This window comes from Phytopseudomonas punonensis, from assembly GCF_900142655.1.
GTDB classification, from domain to species: Bacteria; Pseudomonadota; Gammaproteobacteria; order Pseudomonadales; family Pseudomonadaceae; genus Aquipseudomonas; species Aquipseudomonas punonensis.
In genome coordinates this window covers 251100-271481 of record NZ_FRBQ01000002.1, presented here as the reverse complement: position 1 = coordinate 271481, position 20382 = coordinate 251100, and the positions used below count along the sequence as shown (strand labels likewise).

Here is a 20382-nt window from a genome sequence, read left to right as displayed (position 1 = left end):
TAGGGCCCGGTCATTTATTCTTCGTCTATCGATCAGTTGTTATACAGATCGATGATCTCGCTGACCGCCTGGCTGCTGGTCTTGGATCCGTCGTTACGGGCCAGATCGATGCGGTTCAGGTAAGCCTCATCGACATCGCCAGTCACGTACTGGCCATCGAATACCGCACTGTCGAAATGCTCGATCTTGATCTTGCCGCCGCCGACCGCTTCTTTCAGGTCATCGAGATCCTGATAGATCAGCCAGTCGGCGCCGATCAGTTCGGCAACCTGCTCGGTAGTACGACCGTGAGCAATCAGCTCGTGCGGGCTCGGCATGTCGATGCCGTACACGTTCGGGTAACGCACAGCCGGAGCGGCCGAGCAGAAATACACGTTCTTGGCGCCGGCTTCACGAGCCATCTGAATGATCTGCTTGCAGGTGGTGCCGCGCACAATCGAGTCGTCGACCAACATCACGTTCTTGCCGCGGAACTCCAGCTCGATGGCGTTGAGCTTCTGGCGTACCGACTTCTTGCGCGCAGCCTGCCCCGGCATGATGAAGGTACGGCCGATGTAACGGTTCTTCACGAAGCCTTCGCGGAACTTCACACCCAGATGATTGGCCAGTTCCAGCGCCGAAGTACGGCTGGTATCAGGAATCGGGATGACCACGTCGATATCGTGCTCCGGGCGCTCGCGACGGATCTTGTCGGCCAGCTTCTCGCCCATGCGCAGACGCGCCTTATACACCGACACGCCGTCCATGATCGAATCCGGGCGAGCCAGGTAAACGTGCTCGAAGATGCACGGCTTGAGCTGAGGATTGGGCGCGCACTGACGGGTATGCAGCTGACCCTCTTCAGTGATGTACACCGCTTCGCCCGGCGCCAGGTCGCGAATCAGGGTAAAACCCAATACGTCCAGCGCAACGCTTTCTGAAGCGATCATGTACTCGACGCCCTCGTCGGTATGACGCTGACCGAAAACGATCGGGCGGATTCCGTTCGGGTCACGGAAGCCGACGATGCCGTAACCGGTGATCATCGCTACGACGGCGTAACCGCCACGGCAGCGCTTGTGCACGTCCTTCACTGCAGCGAAGACATCTTCTTCACTGGGGTTGAGCTTGCCGCGCACGGCCAGTTCATGGGCGAACACGTTGAGCAGTACTTCCGAGTCGGAGCTGGTGTTGACGTGACGAAGATCGGACTCGTAGATCTCCTTAGCCAGCTGCTCGACGTTGGTCAGGTTGCCGTTGTGCGCCAAGGTGATGCCGTACGGCGAGTTCACATAGAAAGGCTGCGCCTCGGCCGAGCTGGAGCTACCCGCGGTCGGGTAACGCACGTGGCCAATACCCATGTGGCCGATCAGGCGCTGCATGTGCCGCTGCTGGAACACGTCACGCACCAGGCCATTGTCCTTGCGCAGGAACAGGCGGCCTTCATGGCTGGTGACGATACCGGCAGCATCCTGGCCGCGGTGCTGGAGGACGGTGAGGCCGTCATACAGCGCCTGATTGACGTTCGATTTACCGACGATACCGACAATGCCACACATGTGACGCAACCCCTACTCAGTGAAACGACTATTTACCGGTACCAACAGGAGAAGCCCCCTGCAGCACCTCTTTGAATGGCAGGTCGACCGGCTCGCGGATACCGCTTGCCAGCCACTCGCTGGACACACCCAATATGAGATTCTTCGACCAATCGGCAACCAGCAGAAAATGCGGCAACAATGCCGACTGCTGCCACCAGGCGTCTTGCTGCACTGGCCCCAGGCTGAGCAGCCCGACAGCCACCACGACCAGCAAGGCGCCGCGCGCAGCACCAAAGACCATACCCAGAAAGCGATCCGTACCAGACAGACCGGTCACCCGGATCAGCTCGCCAATCAAATAATTGATCAGCGCGCCGACCAGCAAAGTCAGAACGAATAACAATACACAGGCAGCGATGACGCGGGCGGATGGCGTTTCGATATAAGCGCCAAGGTGTTGCGAGAGCGCACCACCGAACATCCAGGCAACCACGCCAGCAATAATCCAGGTGACAAGCGACAGGGCCTCTTTGACGAAGCCTCTGCTCAAACTGATCAGACTCGAAACGGCGATGATGGCGATAATCGCCCAATCGACCCAGGTGAATGCCACGATGCAGGCTACCGATGGAAGAGGCGCTGCATTTTAGCAGAGCCCTGCCCATCGGTTAAGCGCAGATAACGCTCGCGGCTCAGTTGCTTTCCGGTTGGAAGCGCACCACGAAACCATTGAGCTTGTGCTGACGATTGAGCTGATCACGCAATCGGTCGGCCTCGACACGCTCGACCAGCGGCCCGACAAACACCCTGTTCATGCCATCGGCGGTGCGGATATAGGCGTTGTAGCCCTGAGCTCGCAGGGTCTTTTGCAGCGTTTCGGCACCCGGCCGGCTGGAGAGACTTGCCAACTGAACCGACCAACTGACCGGCAGACTGTTAACGTCCAGGCGCTCGGCGGGCGCTTTCTGCGGCGGCGGTGCAATTTCTGCAGGCTTGCTCGGCGTAGGTTGCGCTGTGGGCGCCGGCTGGGCTGGAACTTCGCTGGCAGGCAGCTCGGTGATTGGCTGCTCGACAGGCGGCTGCGCCTGATCGGTAGGCGAGCTGTCGACCGGCACCGGCTCCTGAGGCAATTGCTGCGGATCGGGAACGATCACCGGCTGCATCTCGATCTCCGGCACTACCGGCTTGGCCGGAATGCTCGGCGCCTCGACCACGACGTGGCGCAGTTCATCAGGACGCGAAAGCAGCATCGGCAGAAAAATCACCGCCAGGGCGACCAACACCAATGCGCCGACAATACGTTGCTTGGTCCCACTATCCAGCATTGCCATCCTGCACATCCTCCTGGGCGTAGCGCTCCAGCCACATCAAGGCTTCGGCCACGCAGAAAAAAGACCCAAAGAGCAGAATTTCATCCCCTGCCGCCGCTCGCTCGCACTGCGCCTGCAAGGCACTGCCGACATTGGCATGCGCCTCGACCTGCGCTGCACAAGCGGCTAGATGCGCATGCAGTTCGGCTGCGCTACGCGAACGCTCGCTGGGCAGCGTCGCCACCGCCCAATGGGCAATTTCACCCAGCAGCGGCAATACCACACCCGGCAATTCCTTGTCGGCCAGCAGACCGAAAACTGCGAGGCGGCGCCCGGCAATAGCACGAGCCTGCAAGCGACCAGCAAGGAACTGCGCGGCATGGGGGTTGTGCCCCACATCGAGCAACAGAGTGATGGACTTGCCGCGCCAGTTCAAGTGACGACGATCCAGCCGCCCGGTCACGCGAGTGGCCTGCAGGGCGCCCGCTATCTGCTCGGGCTGCCAAGGCAGGTCGAGCAAGGCATAAGCCTGCAGCGCCAGCGCAGCGTTTTCCATCGGCAGGTCGAGTAGCGGCAAATCCTGCAGGCGCAGCACTTCGCCGGCTGCCGTCAGGCCGTACCAGTTCCAGCCTGACTCGTTGACGCTCAGGTCGAAATCCCGGCAACGCAGGAACAGCGGAGAATCGAGTTCTGCGACGCGCTCAAGCAGCGGCAGCGGCGGATCGAAATCACCACACAGCGCAGGCTTGCCGGTACGCATGATACCGGCCTTCTCGAACGCCACAGACTCACGGGTATCGCCGAGCCAGTCGGCGTGATCCACACCAATACTGGTAATCAACGCCAGGTCGGCATCGACCAGATTGACCGCATCCAGGCGACCGCCCAGCCCGACCTCGAGCACCGCGACATCCAGACCGGCCCGTTCGAACAGCCAGAACGCCGCCAGGGTGCCCATCTCGAAGTAGGTCAGAGAGGTTTCGCCACGGGCAGTCTCAACAGCGGAGAACGCCTCGCAGAGGCTCGCATCAGCGACCTGCTCGCCATCGATTTGCACACGCTCGTTGTAGCGCAGCAAATGCGGCGAGCTGTACACGCCAACCTTCATGCCTTGAGCACGCAGCAGCGAAGCGAGAAAGGCGCAGGTCGAACCTTTGCCGTTAGTGCCGGTGACGGTGATCACCCGGGGCGCTGGACGGGAAAGCCCAAGGCGCCCGGCGACTTCCCTAGAGCGCTCCAGGCCCATGTCGATGGCGCTCGGATGCAGCCGCTCCAGGTACGCCAGCCACTCGGCCAGGGAGCGTTGCATCATGCAGTGACCGGAAGGGCTACAGGAGACTGCTGATGAGTGAACTGAGCCAGCAGGCGCGCCAAACGCGGACGCAGCTCGGCCCGGTGGATGATCATATCGATCGCGCCATGCTCGATGAGGAATTCACTTCGCTGGAAACCTTCCGGCAGTTTCTCGCGAACGGTCTGCTCGATCACACGCGGGCCGGCGAAGCCGATCAGCGCTTTCGGCTCGGCGACGATCACGTCACCCAGCATCGCCAGGCTGGCAGAAACGCCGCCGTAAACCGGATCGGTCAGTACGGAAATGAACGGGATGCCCTCTTCGCGCAAGCGCGCCAGTACCGCAGAAGTCTTGGCCATCTGCATCAGCGAGATCAGCGCCTCCTGCATGCGCGCACCGCCGGAGGCGGCGAAGCAAACGAACGGGCAACGCTTCTCGAGCGCGACGTTGGCAGCCTGCACGAAACGCTCACCAACGATGGCGCCCATCGAGCCGCCCATGAAGGAAAACTCGAAGGCGCAGGTGACGATCGGCATGCCTTCAAGGGTGCCACTCATGGAGATCAGCGCGTCCTTCTCACCGGTCTGCTTCTGAGCAGCGACCAGGCGATCCTTGTACTTCTTGCCGTCACGGAATTTCAGGCGATCGCTTGGCTCCAGATCGGCACCGATTTCTTCGCGGCCATCAGCGTCGAGGAAAATATTCAGGCGCGCACGAGCGCCAATACGCATGTGGTGGTTGCACTTGGGGCAAACGTCGAGGGTCTTTTCCAGCTCGGGCTTGTACAGCACGGCCTCACAGGATGGGCACTTGTGCCACAGACCTTCAGGCACCGAACTCTTCTTGACCTCGGAACGCATGATCGATGGGATCAGTTTGTCTACCAGCCAGTTGCTCATGCTCTCAATTCTCCAACGCTGTAGGCTTCAACATGCTTGTTACACATGACAAGCGAATTCACAAAGCGGTCGCCCCAAGGGCCGGCTTGCTGCCCGCCACCTGCCTCGACCACGAAAAAAGCGCGCACTGTCCGCGGCGATAGGAGTATGGACGGCTCGCTGAGCGGCGCCGTCACATCAACTCTCCAACCGCACGCACAGCACGCACGAAGTCTTTAACCTTGGTGGCATCCTTGATGCCCTTGCCAGCCTCGACACCACCGCTGACATCCACTGCATAAGGACGCACCTGAGCGATGGCCGCCCCGACGTTATCCGCCGTCAAGCCACCGGCCAGAATCACCGGTTTGCTGAGCTTCGCCGGAACCAGCGACCAGTCGAAAGCCTGCCCCGTACCGCCCGGCACGCCTTCTACATAGGTATCGAGCAAAACCGCCTGGGCACTTGGGTAAGCACCGACAAGCGCAGCTACATCGTCCCCTGCACGAACACGCAGCGCCTTGATGTACGGCCGCCCGAGCGCTTCGCAATCAGCCGCTTTTTCATCACCGTGGAACTGCAACAGGTCCAGCGGCACGGCAGCAAGCAGCGCTTCGATTTCGCTACGCGGCATATCGACGAACAAACCAACAGTGGTCACGAATGGCGGCAAGCCAGCAAGAATGTTACGCGCCTGCTCTACGGACACAGCTCGCGGGCTGCGCGCGTAAAAAACCAGGCCGATAGCATCGGCGCCAGCGGCCACTGCAACCAGCGCGTCTTCAAGGCGCGTAATCCCACAGATCTTGCTGCGAACGACTGACAAAAGACGAATACCTCCGCGAAAGGCCGGATGGTAACAAATGACCAGCGAAGACGCGCCATTAATTGCCGCGCCCCTGCCTCGCCTACCTTGCCGCCACGTCTTCCAGGCCCGACAAGAAGTGCGGCCCAAGATAGCGGGTCGGCAAGTCGAACTCTTCAGGGTAATCCACCTGCACCAGATACAACCCATAGGGGTGAGCCGTCACGCCGCCGGTACGGCGCACGCCGGCTTGCAGCACCTGCCCTGCCCACCCAACCGGCCGTTCGCCAGTGCCGATGGTCATCAGCACGCCAGCGATATTGCGCACCATGTGATGCAGAAAGGCATTGGCGCGGATATCGAGCACGATAAAACGCCCGTGCTGCAGCAGTTCGAGATGGTGAACCGTCTTGATCGGCGACTTGGCCTGACACTGGCGAGCACGAAAAGCGCTGAAGTCGTGCGTACCCAGGAACACCTTGGCCGCCTCGCGCATGCGCTCGATATCCAGCGGCCGGTGATTCCAGGTGACCTCTTCGGCCATATGCGCCGGGCGGATCTGGTCGTTGTAGATCACATAGCGATAGCGCCGCGCCATGGCGCAGAAGCGTGCGTCGAAATGCTTTGGCATGGCCTTGGCCCAGGTGACGCTGATGTCACCAGGCAGGTTCATGTTGGCACCCATGACCCAGGCATGCATGGAACGGTCAACCGTGGTGTCGAAATGCACCACCTGGCCGCTGGCATGCACCAAGGCGTCGGTGCGCCCTGCACAACTGAGCGTCACCGGCGCACCGCCCGCAACCTTGGACAAGGCTTTTTCGAGCGCTGCCTGGATCGAGGGCACACCGTCGCGCTGGCGCTGAAAACCACGATAGCGGGCGCCACGGTACTCGACGCCCAGAGCAATCTTGTAAATGCCGACGGCAGCCATTTCGGCTGCCGTCATTTGTTCATTAATCAATTGGTTATGACCAGATCAAAGCTGCAATGCCGGCAATTATACCGCCACCCAAGGAGGCTGCCATGCCAGCCGCCAATTTAGTTGTGTGCTGTAGATGCAAAAACGGCAGCCTCTGGGCTGCCGTTTTTGCCAATCAATTGCTCGTTAAACCAGCTTGCCGATCAGCTCGCGTGCTTCCTGCTGCTGACCATCATTACCTTCGGCGATCACTTCATCGAGGATGTCACGAGCACCTTCGGTATCGCCCATATCAATGTAAGCCCGCGCCAGGTCCAGCTTGGTGGCGGTTTCGTCGGTGCCGGAGAGGAAGTCGAAATCATCGTCTTCATCGAGCGGCAGATTATCGGCTTGCATATCCTGCTGCCCTTGCTGCTCGAGGCTTTCGGCCAACTGATCGAGCTCGGCGGTCACATCATCGAGCTGAGCGGCGAAACTTGCACCGGTGTTCGTCTGAACTGGCTCGTCGTTGAGCGACAGGTCGAAATCGGCTGGGAGGCCAAAATCATCTTCGGGCTTGTCGTTATCCAGCGCTGAAGAAAGCTCGGCCAGATCAGGCGCCGGCTTTTCGGCTTCGTCATCCAGGCTCAGCAGGAAATCGTCATCCTGCGTGGCAGTTGTGCCGGCCGGAGTATCGAGGTCGAGGCTGAAGTCGGCCAGCTCACCACCGAGCTCCTGACGGCTGGTGGTTTCATCGCCAAGACCCAGGTCGAAAGCGTCGTCCTTGCTTGTAACAGGCGGCTGGGAATGCAGGTCCAGATCCGAATCCAGGCTCAGGGTGTCGATTTCATCAAAGCTGGCGATGTCATCCTGCGCCTTGGGCAGCGGCTCTGCCGCGAACTCGGCTTCCAGTGCATCGAGGTCCAGATCGAAAGCGTCATCAGCGGCTGGCTGGCGAGGAGCGGTTACCTGCTCCGGCTCGTCGAGCGCCAGATCGTCGAGGCTGAAGGAGTCCAGATCATCAGCGGCCGCATAGCTGGCAGCTGCAGCAGCGCCGCCGAGCACGACCATCGCTGGATAACGGCTCTTCAACTGCTCAACCTGAGCATTGGCGCCACCGATCTCGCGCAGCTCGCTTTCTTGACGCGCGAAACCTTCGCGATCGCCCAGCTCGGCATAGACTTCCATCAGTTTCAGACGCAAATCGGTGCGGTGCGGCTCATCGTTGATCGCATTGTGCAGCAGCTCGGCAGCCTGATTGAAGCGGCCGTAAGCGATGTAGATATCAGCCTCACCCAGAGCATCACCGGTCTGCGCGGTAATGCGCTCTTCGCCTACAGGCTGCGACAGGGCAACCTGGTCGTCCGGCAGATCGTTAAGGCTGTCGGCCGGCAGTTCCAGATCGCTATCGAAGCGGTGGGTGTCTTCTTCATAGACCGCCAGGCTGGCTTCTTCCTCTTCCGCCTTACGAGCATTGCGGCGCGAGAGAATCAGCAGCACCAACAGAAGCGCCAGCAGCAGACTGCCGCCGATCAACCCCAACATCATCGGGTTGGCCAGCAGGTTATCGAGAGCACTGTCTTCTTCGGCTGTTTCAGGCGCTGCAACTACCGGCGCCGGCGCAGGAGTTTCGGCAGCAGGTGCCGCAGGCTCGGCCGGGGCAGGCTCTGCAGCCACTTCAGGCGCTTGGGTCGGAGCCGTTTCGGCAGCTGGAGCAGAAGGTGCCTGATCGGCTGGCGTGGCCTCGGCAGGCGCCGGCTCATTGGCCGCAGCTGGCGCTTCGTTTGCCGGGGCACCAGCAGCTGGTGCGGTAGTAGGCGGAGTGGCTGGCGCAGCTGGGGCTTGAGCGGTGCCTACGCTAGCGGCTGCTCCGTTAGCGGCCGCCTGGCCGGCTGGTGCCGACGCATCAGCCTGCAGCTTGGCCAGTTGGTTGTCTTTGAGCTGAATGAGCCGCTGCAGTTTATCGAGCTGGCTTTGCAGATCGGTCATCCGATCCTTGAGCTCATCATTCTCACGGCGCGTCGAGTCCAGGCTCTCTTGGGTAACTGCGAGCTGGTTGGACAGCGCGGCGCTGTTGGCAGAACCGTTCTCGCTGCCGGCAGTAGCCTTGCCTGCTTCGGCAGCGACCAGTTTGAGCTTGTCCTGGGCGGCCACTTCGGCTGGCGCGGCGCCAGCAGTGCTACGGCGCGTGGCGTCGATCTGCCGGGTGCCAGCGACTGCCGGTGCACTACGACCCTGACGCCAGGAACTGTTTTGTTCGCCGACCTGCGCCAACGCTTCGGACTGGCTACGACGGGCGATCTGCTGATCATCCGGCAGACGCAGTACCTGGCCGCTCTTCATGCGGTTGATATTGCCGCCAATGAAGGCATCCGGGTTGAGATCCTGGATGGCGAGCATCTTCTGGTGAACGCTACCGCTACCGCCTGCACGCTGGGCTACTTCCCACAGTGTGTCGTTGGCATTGGTGCGGTAATCACCACCAGCGCTGCTCGCACGCGGCGCAGCCGGTGCGGGAGCGGGTGCAGCAGCACGCGGTGCTGCGCTAGGCGCTGGGCGCGGAGCAGGCACAGGCGCGGCCACCGGCAATTGCGGGGCAGCAGCGGCTTGCGGGGAATACAGTGGTGGGTCGAGCAGCAGGGTGTACTCGCGCAGCAGGCGGCCATTGGGCCACAGCACTTCTACCAGGAAATTCAGGTAAGGCTCGCGAACCGGCTTGGTCGAGGTGACACGAATCACGCTCTTGCCATTGGGTTTGACGATGGGTGTGAACTTGAGGTCGGTCAGGAAATACTGGCGGTCGACACCTGCCTTGTTGAATTCCTCTGGCGAGGCCAACGAGGGCCGCATTTCCGCAGCGGAAAGGTCGCGCACGTCCAACAGTTCAATTTCCGCCACCAGAGGCTGGTTCAGAGACGACTGGAGTGTCAACTCGCCGACACCCAGCGCATGCGCCATACCGGAAGACAACGCCGTCGCCGCAGCGATAGCCAGTACCAGTTTACGAACCCGAACCATAGCCTTTTCCTTTGTGTTAACTGCTCTCGAGAGACGAGAGAATAGGTGATCGGTGGCTGCCCCTTTTCAGGCCCCCCAGCCAACGATCAGCGCGCTCAGTTTTTGCCAAGCTCGAATAGATATGCAGACTTCCGGATAAGTATCTTTTACAGATGGTGTTTTATCAATAACTCGGCCAGTTGCACCGCGTTCAAAGCAGCACCTTTTCGCACATTATCAGACACAATCCACAAACTGAGCTCACAGGGGTCATCAATCCCCCGGCGTACGCGGCCTACGTAGACTTCATCCTGGCCGACGGCGTCACCGATAACCGTGGGGTAATCACCGGCATCCACCAGCTCGATGCCAGCAGCGGCATCCAGCGCGGCAATTACCTTGCCCAGCTCTACAGGTGTAGACGCCTGCACGGTGACACTCAAACTATCGCCGAAAAATACCGGCACCTGATGGCAGCTGACCGCGACATTCAGCGCCTCATCAGCGAACAATGCCTTGATGTCTGCGTTGACTCGGCGCTCCAGGCGGCCATGGCCCTCGGCATCCGGCTCGTCAACCTGGGCGAGCACGTTGAACGCCATCTGCCGATCGAACAGACGAGGCTCGACAGAACGGCCGTTGAGCAGCTCGGCGGTTTGCCGCGCCAGCTCGGAAACGCCCTCTCGCCCACGGCTGGAGACCGCCAGCCCGGCATCGATCACCAGCCTGCGCACCTGCACGTGCTCGCGTAGTGCCCCAAGCACCAGGCTCACGGCAACTGCCACCGAGGACGGGCTGGTCACGGCGAACGGCGCCTCACCACTGATCAGAGCGCCGTTAACTTCCGGCACCACGCGCGGCGCAACGTCACTTGGCAGCGCACCCGTTACATCGATCAGCGAACAGCCGGCCTTACGCACCGCGTCGGCATGGGCCAGGGTCACCGATGGGTCGGCAGCAAAGAACACCAGTTGCACGGTACGGAAATCGAAACCGTCTACCGCACGCACGCGCAGGTTACGGCCTCTGTAGGCCAGCGTGCGGCCGGCCGACTCGTTGCTGGCCAGCAGATGCAGATCACTGATCGGGAAATCGCGCTCTTCGAGGATTTGCAGCAGGGTTTCGCCAACACTGCCGGTAGCACCGACGATGGCTATAGCAAAGTTAGAAGTCATGAAGGGAGCCTGACGCTCGATAGCTGAAACAGACCCAGCACTCTACCGAAAAGCAAAGGGGCCGGCGACGGCAATCGCAAGCGACCACCCTCTACCAGCCCCAAGCACGGCGCGCCTGGCAGCGCGCCGCTTGTGAATCAACGCTCCAGCAGGATGCGCAACATACGGCGCAGCGGCTCGGCAGCGCCCCACAGCAGCTGGTCGCCCACGGTGAAAGCGCCCAAGTACTGCGAACCCATGTTCAGCTTGCGCAGACGGCCGACCGGTACGCTCAGGGTGCCGGTAACGGCAGCCGGACCGAGTTCGCGGATGCTGGCTTCGCGATGGTTCGGCACCAGCTTGACCCACGGGTTGTGCTGGCTGATCAGCCCTTCGATATCGGAGAGCGGCACGTCCTTGTTGAGCTTGATGGTCAGCGCCTGGCTGTGGCAACGCATGGCGCCGATGCGCACGCAGATGCCGTCGACCGGAATCGGATTCTTGAAGCGCCCGAGAATCTTGTTGGTTTCCGCCTGGGCCTTCCACTCTTCGCGACTCTGGCCGTTAGGCAGTTCCTTGTCGATATAAGGAATCAGGCTGCCGGCCAGCGGCACGCCGAAGTTGTCGACCGGGAACGCATCGCCGCGCATGGCTTCGGCTACTTTCCGGTCGATGTCGAGGATGGCGCTGGCCGGGTCGGCCAGTTCATCGGCCACGGTGGCGTTGATGGTGCCCATCTGCTTGATCAGCTCGCGCATGTTCTGCGCGCCAGCACCGGACGCCGCCTGGTAGGTCATGGCGCTCATCCACTCGACCAGGCCGGCTTCGTACAGACCGCCGAGGGCCATCAGCATCAGGCTGACGGTGCAGTTGCCGCCGATGTAGTTCTTGGTGCCGGCATCCAGCGCGTGGTCAATGACCCGGCGGTTGACCGGGTCGAGCACGATCACCGCGTCGTCAGCCATACGCAGCGAGGACGCCGCGTCGATCCAGTAGCCCTTCCAGCCCGCCTCACGCAGCTTCGGGAATACTTCGCTGGTGTAGTCGCCACCTTGGCAGGTGAGAATCACGTCCAGGCCTTTGAGCTCGTCGATGCTGTAGGCATCCTTGAGCGCTTCGGTTTCCTTGCCAATGGCAGGGCCTTGGCCACCGACATTGGAGGTGGTGAAGAACACTGGCTCGATCAGATCGAAATCCTGTTCTTCCAGCATGCGCTGCATAAGCACGGAACCGACCATGCCACGCCAACCGATAAGACCTACACGTTTCATAACCACTACACCTATATGAACAAACCGCCGGACAGTTTCCAGCGGCCTGGAAGATTACAGACTACGCAGCGCTTCGACTACCGCATCACCCATCGCCGCAGTGCCGACCTTGGTCGTACCCGCCGAATGGATGTCACCGGTGCGCAGGCCCTGGTCGAGCACGCGGCTCACGGCCAGCTCGATGGCATCGGCGGCCTGAGCCTGGTTGAAGCTGTAACGCAGCATCATCGACACCGACAGAATGGTCGCCAGCGGGTTGGCGATGCCCTGCCCGGCGATATCCGGCGCCGAACCATGGCACGGCTCGTACATGCCCTTGTTGTTGGCATCCAGCGAAGCGGACGGCAGCATACCGATGGAACCGGTGAGCATCGAGGCCTCGTCGGAAAGGATGTCGCCGAACATGTTGTCGGTAACCATCACGTCGAACTGCTTCGGCGCACGCACCAGCTGCATGGCAGCGTTGTCGACGTACATGTGGCTCAGCTCGACATCCGGGTAATCCTTGGCCACTTCCTCGACCACGGCGCGCCACAGCTGGCTGGAGGCGAGGACGTTGGCCTTGTCCACCGAGCACAGTTTCTTGTTGCGCACCATGGCCATGTCGAAACCGACCTTGGCGATACGGCGGATTTCGCTCTCGCTATATGGCAGCGTGTCGTACGCCATGCGCTCGCCGCTTTCCAGCACCTTGGTTTCGCGCGGCTGACCGAAGTAGATGCCGCCAGTCAGCTCACGGACGATCAGGATATCCAGGCCAGCCACCACTTCGGGCTTGAGCGACGAAGCGTCGGCCAGCTGCGGGTAAAGGATGGCCGGGCGCAGGTTGGCGAACAGGCCGAGCTGCGAGCGGATCTTCAGCAGGCCACGCTCGGGGCGAATGGCCGGGTCGATCTTGTCCCATTTCGGGCCACCCACGGCGCCAAGCAGCACGGCATCGGCCGCGCGGGCGCGTTCCAGGGTTTCGTCAGCCAGCGGCACGCCGTACTTGTCGACGGCCGCACCGCCCAGCTCGTCAAACGACAGTTCGACGTTGAGGTCGAACTTGTCATTGGCCAGGCGCAATACCTTGACCGCTTCGGCCATGATTTCCGGGCCGATGCCATCACCGGGAAGAATCAGAATCTGCTTGCTCATACCTTTCCTTTATTAGGTTCGGGCCGCCGGCCTTGCCGTGCGCGACCTGTAAAAACCCGAACAGGCCCGTGGCCATTACCCTGCCGCGAGGGGCGCCATGTTCGGCGTCCGTTCGGGCGGGGTCAAGGCGCTACGGGCCCATTCACCGATAACACGTAACCTTATTTTTCCGCGCCGCCAGGCGGCGCGGGCGGCTTACTTGATGGCGCCGAACAGCCACGGCTGACGTTGCCTGTAGCCGACTTCGAACGCACGGATCGCGTCGGCGTCCTGCAGAGTCAGGCCGATATCATCGAGGCCATTGAGCAGGCAGTGCTTGCGGAAGGCATCGACTTCAAAGTTGTACTGCACGCCATCCGGACGGGTGACGGTCTGCGCAGCGAGGTCGACGGTCAGTTGGTAACCCTCGGTGGCCTCGGCCTGTTCGAACAGCGCATCGACTTCCTCTTCGGCCAGCACGATCGGCAGCAGGCCGTTCTTGAAGCTGTTGTTGAAGAAGATATCAGCGAAGCTCGGCGCGATCACGGTGCGGAAACCGTACTCGTCCAGCGCCCACGGCGCGTGCTCGCGGCTCGAACCACAACCAAAGTTTTCACGGGCCAGCAACACGCTGGCGCCCTGATAACGCGGGAAGTTGAGCACGAAGTCCTTATTGAGCGGCCGATTGGAGTTGTCTTGGTTTGGCTGCCCGACATCCAGGTAACGCCACTCGTCGAACAGGTTCGGGCCAAAGCCGGTGCGCTTGATCGACTTCAAGAACTGCTTGGGGATGATCTGGTCGGTGTCGACGTTGGCGCGATCAAGCGGAGCGACCAAGCCGGTGTGCTGGGTAAAAGGTGTCATGTCGTACTCCTCAGGCCTGAATCAATTCGCGAACGTCGATGAAGCGACCGGTGACCGCTGCGGCGGCAGCCATGGCCGGGCTTACCAGGTGGGTACGACCACCAGCGCCCTGACGGCCTTCGAAGTTGCGGTTGGAGGTCGACGCGCAATGCTCGCCGTTGCCGAGTTTGTCCGGGTTCATCGCCAGGCACATGGAGCAGCCTGGTTCACGCCACTCGAAACCGGCTTCGATGAAGATCTTGTCCAGCCCTTCGCTTTCCGCCTGGGCCTTGACCAGACCTGAGCCCGGAACGACCAGCGCCTGCTTGACGGTGCTGGCGACCTTGCGACCCCTGGCCACTTCAGCAGCGGCGCGCAGATCTTCGATGCGCGAGTTGGTGCACGAGCCAATGAACACGCGATCAAGCTTGATGTCGGTGATCGGCTGGTTGGCGGCGAGGCCCATGTACTTAAGCGCGCGGGTGATCGAATCCTTCTTCACCGGGTCGTTTTCACGGGCCGGGTCCGGCACGTTCTGGTCAACAGCCAGGACCATCTCGGGCGACGTGCCCCAGCTGACCTGCGGTTTGATGTCTTCTGCACGCAGCTCGACCACGGTGTCGAAATGCGCGTCGGCATCGGAAACCAGGTCACGCCATACCGCCACGGCTTTTTGCCAATCCGCGCCCTTCGGCGAATACGGTCGGCCTTCGACATAGGCGATGGTTTTCTCATCGACCGCCACCAGGCCAACCCGGGCGCCGGCTTCGATGGACATGTTGCAGATGGTCATGCGCCCTTCGAGAGACAGGTCACGGATCGCGCTGCCGGCGAACTCCATGGCATGGCCATTACCGCCAGCGGTGCCGATCTTGCCGATCACCGCGAGCACGATGTCCTTGGCCGTCACACCGAACGGCAGCTTGCCCTCGACCCGCACCTGCATGTTCTTCATTTTCTTGGCGACCAGGCATTGAGTGGCGAGCACGTGCTCGACCTCGGAGGTGCCGATGCCATGGGCCAGCGCGCCAAACGCACCATGGGTGGAGGTGTGCGAGTCGCCGCAGACCACGGTCATGCCTGGCAAGGTGGCACCCTGCTCCGGGCCGACCACGTGCACGATGCCCTGGCGCACGTCGTTCATCTTGAATTCGAGAATGCCGAAGTCGTCGCAGTTCTCGTCCAGGGTCTTGACCTGAATACGCGAGACTTCATCGGCGATGGCGTCCAGGCCACCGAGGCGCTCGGCGCGGGTGGTCGGCACGTTGTGATCCGGGGTGGCGATGTTGGCGTCGATACGCCACGGCTTGCGCCCGGCCAGGCGCAGGCCTTCGAAGGCCTGGGGCGACGTCACTTCGTGAAGAATGTGGCGGTCGATGTAGATCAGCGACGAGCCGTCGTCGCGTCGCTTCACTTCGTGCATTTCCCACAACTTGTCGTAGAGCGTCTTGCCAACCATCAGCCTGTTCCTCATCAGTCTTCGGGCACCTCTAAAAACTACCTGCGTTGTCATCGCCGCGTTGAAAGCAGTCTCAAAATGCTCATTTACAACTCGTAAACTCCGCTTTCTCGCCTGCTTTCGCCTTGCGCTGACTGCCTCGCTTACGTTTTTAGAGGCACCCGTTCTATGCCGGAGCAATAGCCCCTTCGCTTATGGGGAGAATGCTATGCCTCGGTAGCGAATAACTCAAATTCATATTTTTCATCCAGAAGATTCCTGAACGGAATTGATATAGCATCGGGCGATAAACAACGCAGATCGCCAACTGGAAGACTTATGGATCTCGCCACGCTCAATGCCTTTATCGCCATTGCCGAACTCGGCAGCTTTTCCGAAGCGGCGATACGCCTGCACCTGACCCAACCAGCAGTCAGCAAGCGCATCGCCAGTCTGGAGCAGCAACTGCGTGTGCGCCTGTTCGACCGCCTAGGCCGCGAGGTGAGCCTGACCGAGGCTGGCCGCGCCCTGCTGCCACGTGCTTATCAGATTCTCAACGTGCTGGAGGATACCCGCCGGGCGCTGACCAACCTCAATGGCGAGATCACCGGCCGGCTGACCCTCGCCACCAGCCACCATATCGGCCTGCACCGCTTGCCGCCGCTGCTGCGCGCCTTTACCCGCGCACATCCGCAAGTCGCGCTAGACATCCAGTTTCTCGACTCGGAAGTGGCTTACGACGAGGTGTTCCACGGCCGCGCCGAGCTGGCGGTGATCACCCTGGCGCCAGATACCCGCGATCCGGTGCGCGCCGTGCCAGTGTGGGATGACCCGCTGGATTTCGTCACCGCCCCCGAGCACCCACTGGCCCAAAGCACGGGCGTGACCCTCGCCGATGTCGCCCTGCACCCAGCGGTATTTCCCGGCGGCAACACCTTTACCCACCATATCGTTCAGCGCCTGTTCGAGGCCGAGGACCTGACGCCGAATATCGCCATGAGCACCAACTATCTGGAAACCATCAAAATGATGGTTTCCATTGGCCTGGCCTGGAGCGTATTGCCGCGCACCATGCTCGATGATCAGGTGTTCCGGCTGCCGTTGCCGGGCATTCAGCTGTCACGCCAGCTGGGCTACATCGTGCATACCGAGCGTACTCTTTCGAATGCCGCCAGGGCCTTCATGCAACTGCTCGACGGCCAGCGTGACAGCTTGCCTTAGCGCTAAGGCAACAGCTAACGTGGCACTCATACCGGCCATTGGCCGGTATTCATTCGGCGTACTTGCCGATAGCCCGGCCACCACTCTGGCCGGGCTTATGTAGAGGAAGGGTCAATGGGCAACTCCAACGACAAACGCCCACCATTGCCCCACGTACCGGTGCTTGATCCCGCCGAGTTCGAAAAGACCTGGCACGACAGCCAGCACCTGCTGGCGGCCCTCAACGGAGCGGGGCTCGGGGCCTGGTACTGGAACATCGACAGTGGTGAGGTCAGCTGGTCACGTGGAGCTCAAAAGGTCTTCGGCCTCGACCCGACTCGACCACTGAGCGCGCCGGTCGACTATATAGGGCTGATTCCCGAAGAAGAGCGCGGCGAAGTGCTGCGCATGTTTCAGGCAGTCATCGACGGCTCCCCGACTGCAGAGCCGATCCGCCACCGTATCCACTTGCCGGACGGCAGCCTGCGCTGGATCGAGATTACCGGCAGCCTGCAGGCCGGTGAAGGCAAGCAGAACCGGATGTTCGGCGTGGTTCGCGACATTAACCGGCAACGCAGCCAAGAGCAGGCCCTGGCCGATAGCCAGGAACGCCTGCGCATGGCGCTCGAATCAGCAGAACTGGGCACCTGGGACTGGCACATCCCCAGCGACACCATGTTCGCCTCGGGCCGGGCTGCTGCGTTGCACGGCTTGCCTGCCGAACCCTTCCAGGGGCCGTTCACGGATTTCTTTGCGCACGTCCCGATGCAGGACCGTAAGGCGCTGCGCCAGACTTACCGCGACCTGCTGCTCGACAACGGCGAGGACTCTCAGGTCACCTACCGCACGGTACACGCCAGCGGGCAGACGCATTACCTGGAGAGCAGCGCCAAACTGCACCGTGATGCCAACGGCCAGCCGGCGCGAATGACCGGCATCATGATCGATACCAGCGAGCGCACCCTGCGCGAGCAGCGCCTGCAGGCCTCCGAGCGCAAGTTCGCCATGGTGTTCCAGGCCAGCCCTGATCCGATTTGCGTAACCACCCTGCCGGAGGGGCGCATTCTCGAGATCAACCCGGCCTTCACCCAGGCCTTCGGCTGGCGTCCAGCAGAAGTCACTGGCCGGAATATCTTCAAGCTCGAGCCCTGGCAGGCGCTGCCGCAACATGCCGAACTGCGTAGCATGATCATCAGCGGTAACGACCTGACCGACCAACGTATCGATCTACGTGACCCGCAAGGCGGCGTCATGACCTGCATCGTGTCGTGTAGACGCCTGGAGCTAGCAGGGCAACCCTGTGTACTCAGCATGTTTCGCGATATCACCGAGCAACAACGCGCCGAATCCGCGCTCAAGGCCAGCCAGGAGAAGTTCTCCAAGGCCTTTCACTCCAGCCCGGACGCCATCACCATCACCACACGTGATACCGGGCGCTATATCGAGGTCAACGACGGCTTCACCCGCCTCACCGGCTACAGCGCAGAAGAGGTCATAGGCCGTACCTCCCTCGAAGTAGGTATCTGGCCCGACGCGGAGCAACGCCGGCAAATGCTCCAGATGCTTCACGACGAAGGGCACGTGCAGCGTCTCGAAATGACCGGCCAGGATCGCCACGGCGAACTGCTAGAAGTGGAAGTTTCCTTCGAACCCATCGAGCTGGACGGCATGCTTTGCCTGCTGGTGACCGCCCGCGACATCAGCCAGCTCAAGGCCGCCCAGCATCAGATTCATCACCTTGCCTACCACGACCCGCTAACCAGCCTGCCCAATCGCGCCCTGCTGATGGATCGCCTGACGCAGCAGATCGCACTACTGCAACGCCACCGCCTACGCGGCGCCCTGCTGTTTCTCGACCTCGATCACTTCAAGCACATCAATGATTCGCTTGGCCACCCGTTTGGCGACGCGGTGCTCAAGCTGATCACCGCGCGCCTGGAAGTCAGCGTGCGCGAGGAAGACACCGTGGCGCGCCTGGGCGGCGACGAGTTCGTGGTGCTGCTGACCGGCCTAGAAGGTACGCTCGAGCAAGTCGTCAGTCATGCCGGGCAGGCTGCAGAAAAGCTGCGCAATCTGCTCAGCGAGCCGATGCTGCTCGAAGGTCACCGCCTGCAGGTCACCCCGAGCATCGGCATCGCGCTAATTCCCGATCACGGCCAGACGCCGGCGGACCTACTCAAGCGCGCCGACATCGCCCTGTACCGCGCCAAGGATTCAGGCCGCAACACCATCCAGCTGTTCCACAACTCCATGCAGCATGCTGCCAGCGAACGCCTGCGCCTGGAAAACGAGTTGCGCACGGCGCTGAGTCGCGGCGAATTCGAGCTGCACTTCCAGCCCCAGGTGGATGCACGCAGCGGCCAGATTATCGGCGCCGAAGCCTTGTTGCGCTGGGCGCATCCAACACTGGGCCAGCAGTCGCCTGCTCTGTTCATCCATGTACTGGAAGAAAGCGGGCTGATCCTCGAAGTGGGCGCCTGGGTGATGGTCGAAGCCTGCCACGCCTGCGCACAGCTGCTGGAGGAACGCATCATTGATGAGCAGTTCAGCCTGTGCGTGAACATCAGCACCCGGCAGTTCCGCCAGGGGGATTTCGTCGAGCGCGTCGAGCATTGCCTGCGCAAGAACAAACTGCCCCACGGCATGCTCAAGCTGGAGATCACCGAAGGCATCGTCATCGAGGACATCGACGACACCATCGCCAAGATGAACCGCCTGCGCAAACTGGGCGTGAGCTTCGCCATGGACGATTTCGGCACTGGCTATTCGTCGCTTACCTACCTCAAACGCCTGCCCGTGGACGTACTGAAGATCGACCAGTCGTTCGTGCGCGACGCCACCATCAACCCCAGCGATGCAGAAATCATCCGTGCCGTGGTGGCGCTCGGCCTCAGCCTGGGCCTGGAGGTGATCGCCGAAGGCGTGGAGCAACAGAGCCAGCTGGACTTCCTGCAAGCCCAGGGCTGCCACTGTTATCAGGGCTATCTGTTCAGCCGCCCGCTGCCGCTGCCGATCTTCCGCGACCTGCTCACCCAGACCGCTCACCTGCCGCTCTGAAACAGAAAAGGCGCCACGAGGGCGCCTTCTCCGGTGTGCAGCCGCGGGAATCAGTTTTCCAGCGCCGCACGTGCAGCCCCGATCGGGATTCGCTTGGCTTTGGCCTCTTCCGGCACATGACGCACCAGCTCGATATTGAGCAGGCCGCTCTCCAGGTTGGCGCTCTTGACCTCGATATGATCGGCCAGACGGAACGACAGCTTGAACGAACGCTGAGCGATGCCCTGATACAGGTAGGTGACATTTTCACCATTGCCCGCGCGCTTGCCGCCGGTCACGGTCAACACACCGCGCTCGACCTGCAGATCCAGATCTTCATCCTGGAAACCAGCGGCAGCGATGACGATCCGGTACTGGTCGTCGGCATGCTTCTCGACGTTATAGGGCGGGTAGCTGCTGCTCGTCTCGTTGCGCATCGCCGACTCGAACAGGTCGTTGAAACGGTCGAAGCCAATGGACTGACGGAACAGCGGGGTCATGGAAAATGCAGTGCTCATGGTAAATCTCCTGAATAGTCAGCGAGTGATAAGGTGCGGGACCCGACTTCGGCATCCCGCAGTGAGAAAAATGTGGATGCCCGAAAAAATTTCAAGGCCCT

16 protein-coding genes are annotated in these 20382 nt (G+C 61.4%); 2 read left to right on the top strand and 14 right to left on the bottom strand.

Annotated elements, in window-relative coordinates:
- Positions 1-32 precede the first annotated feature (32 nt).
- The 13 genes from purF to leuC form a co-directional block, all read right to left on the bottom strand.
- Positions 33-1538, bottom strand: a complete 1506-nt coding sequence (purF, locus tag BUC40_RS07915) for an amidophosphoribosyltransferase (RefSeq protein WP_042553057.1) — start codon at positions 1536-1538, stop codon at positions 33-35.
- A 28-nt stretch (positions 1539-1566) separates the two neighbouring features.
- Positions 1567-2133, bottom strand: a complete 567-nt coding sequence (locus BUC40_RS07910) for a CvpA family protein (protein WP_073264370.1) — start codon at positions 2131-2133, stop codon at positions 1567-1569.
- Positions 2134-2212: 79 nt separating this feature from the next.
- Positions 2213-2851 (bottom strand): SPOR domain-containing protein, encoded by a 639-nt coding sequence (locus BUC40_RS07905; RefSeq protein WP_073264368.1) that lies wholly within the window; start codon positions 2849-2851, stop codon positions 2213-2215.
- Positions 2835-4142: a bifunctional tetrahydrofolate synthase/dihydrofolate synthase gene (gene folC / locus BUC40_RS07900; RefSeq protein WP_073264366.1), complete on the bottom strand. Its 1308-nt coding sequence runs from the start codon at positions 4140-4142 to the stop codon at positions 2835-2837. The genes BUC40_RS07905 and folC overlap by 17 nt, the downstream gene beginning before the upstream one ends.
- Positions 4139-5023, bottom strand: a complete 885-nt coding sequence (gene accD / locus BUC40_RS07895) for an acetyl-CoA carboxylase, carboxyltransferase subunit beta (protein ID WP_073264364.1) — start codon at positions 5021-5023, stop codon at positions 4139-4141. The genes folC and accD overlap by 4 nt, the downstream gene beginning before the upstream one ends.
- Before the next feature lie 172 nt (positions 5024-5195).
- The gene (locus tag BUC40_RS07890) at positions 5196-5828 is read right to left on the bottom strand and encodes a phosphoribosylanthranilate isomerase (RefSeq protein ID WP_073264362.1); all 633 of its coding nucleotides are present in this window, start codon (positions 5826-5828) and stop codon (positions 5196-5198) included.
- 82 nt (positions 5829-5910) lie between these two features.
- Complete coding sequence (truA, locus tag BUC40_RS07885) at positions 5911-6741, bottom strand: tRNA pseudouridine(38-40) synthase TruA (RefSeq protein WP_073265156.1); 831 nt, start codon at positions 6739-6741, stop codon at positions 5911-5913.
- A 174-nt stretch (positions 6742-6915) separates the two neighbouring features.
- Positions 6916-9726, bottom strand: coding sequence for a motility hub landmark protein FimV (locus BUC40_RS07880; protein WP_073264360.1), 2811 nt, complete (start codon positions 9724-9726; stop codon positions 6916-6918).
- A 146-nt stretch (positions 9727-9872) separates the two neighbouring features.
- Positions 9873-10880 carry an aspartate-semialdehyde dehydrogenase gene (locus BUC40_RS07875; RefSeq protein WP_073264358.1) on the bottom strand — a complete coding sequence of 336 codons (1008 nt, stop codon included), beginning with the start codon at positions 10878-10880 and terminating at the stop codon, positions 9873-9875.
- A gap of 137 nt (positions 10881-11017) precedes the next feature.
- Positions 11018-12130 (bottom strand): aspartate-semialdehyde dehydrogenase, encoded by a 1113-nt coding sequence (gene asd / locus BUC40_RS07870; RefSeq protein WP_073264356.1) that lies wholly within the window; start codon positions 12128-12130, stop codon positions 11018-11020.
- A 54-nt stretch (positions 12131-12184) separates the two neighbouring features.
- Complete coding sequence (gene leuB, locus BUC40_RS07865) at positions 12185-13267, bottom strand: 3-isopropylmalate dehydrogenase (protein ID WP_073264354.1); 1083 nt, start codon at positions 13265-13267, stop codon at positions 12185-12187.
- A 195-nt stretch (positions 13268-13462) separates the two neighbouring features.
- The gene (gene leuD / locus BUC40_RS07860) at positions 13463-14110 is read right to left on the bottom strand and encodes a 3-isopropylmalate dehydratase small subunit (RefSeq protein ID WP_073264352.1); all 648 of its coding nucleotides are present in this window, start codon (positions 14108-14110) and stop codon (positions 13463-13465) included.
- 10 nt (positions 14111-14120) lie between these two features.
- Positions 14121-15548: a 3-isopropylmalate dehydratase large subunit gene (leuC, locus tag BUC40_RS07855; protein WP_073264350.1), complete on the bottom strand. Its 1428-nt coding sequence runs from the start codon at positions 15546-15548 to the stop codon at positions 14121-14123.
- Positions 15549-15866: 318 nt separating this feature from the next.
- Here leuC and BUC40_RS07850 point away from each other — a divergent pair, with 318 nt between their 5' ends.
- Together BUC40_RS07850 and BUC40_RS07845 are read left to right on the top strand one after the other, a co-directional pair.
- Positions 15867-16748, top strand: a complete 882-nt coding sequence (locus BUC40_RS07850) for a LysR family transcriptional regulator (protein WP_073264348.1) — start codon at positions 15867-15869, stop codon at positions 16746-16748.
- A 114-nt stretch (positions 16749-16862) separates the two neighbouring features.
- Complete coding sequence (locus tag BUC40_RS07845; RefSeq protein ID WP_073264346.1) at positions 16863-19784, top strand: EAL domain-containing protein; 2922 nt, start codon at positions 16863-16865, stop codon at positions 19782-19784.
- A gap of 50 nt (positions 19785-19834) precedes the next feature.
- Here the strand turns inward: BUC40_RS07845 and BUC40_RS07840 are convergent, their stop codons facing one another.
- Positions 19835-20281 carry an Hsp20 family protein gene (locus BUC40_RS07840; RefSeq protein WP_073264344.1) on the bottom strand — a complete coding sequence of 149 codons (447 nt, stop codon included), beginning with the start codon at positions 20279-20281 and terminating at the stop codon, positions 19835-19837.
- Positions 20282-20382 lie beyond the last annotated feature (101 nt).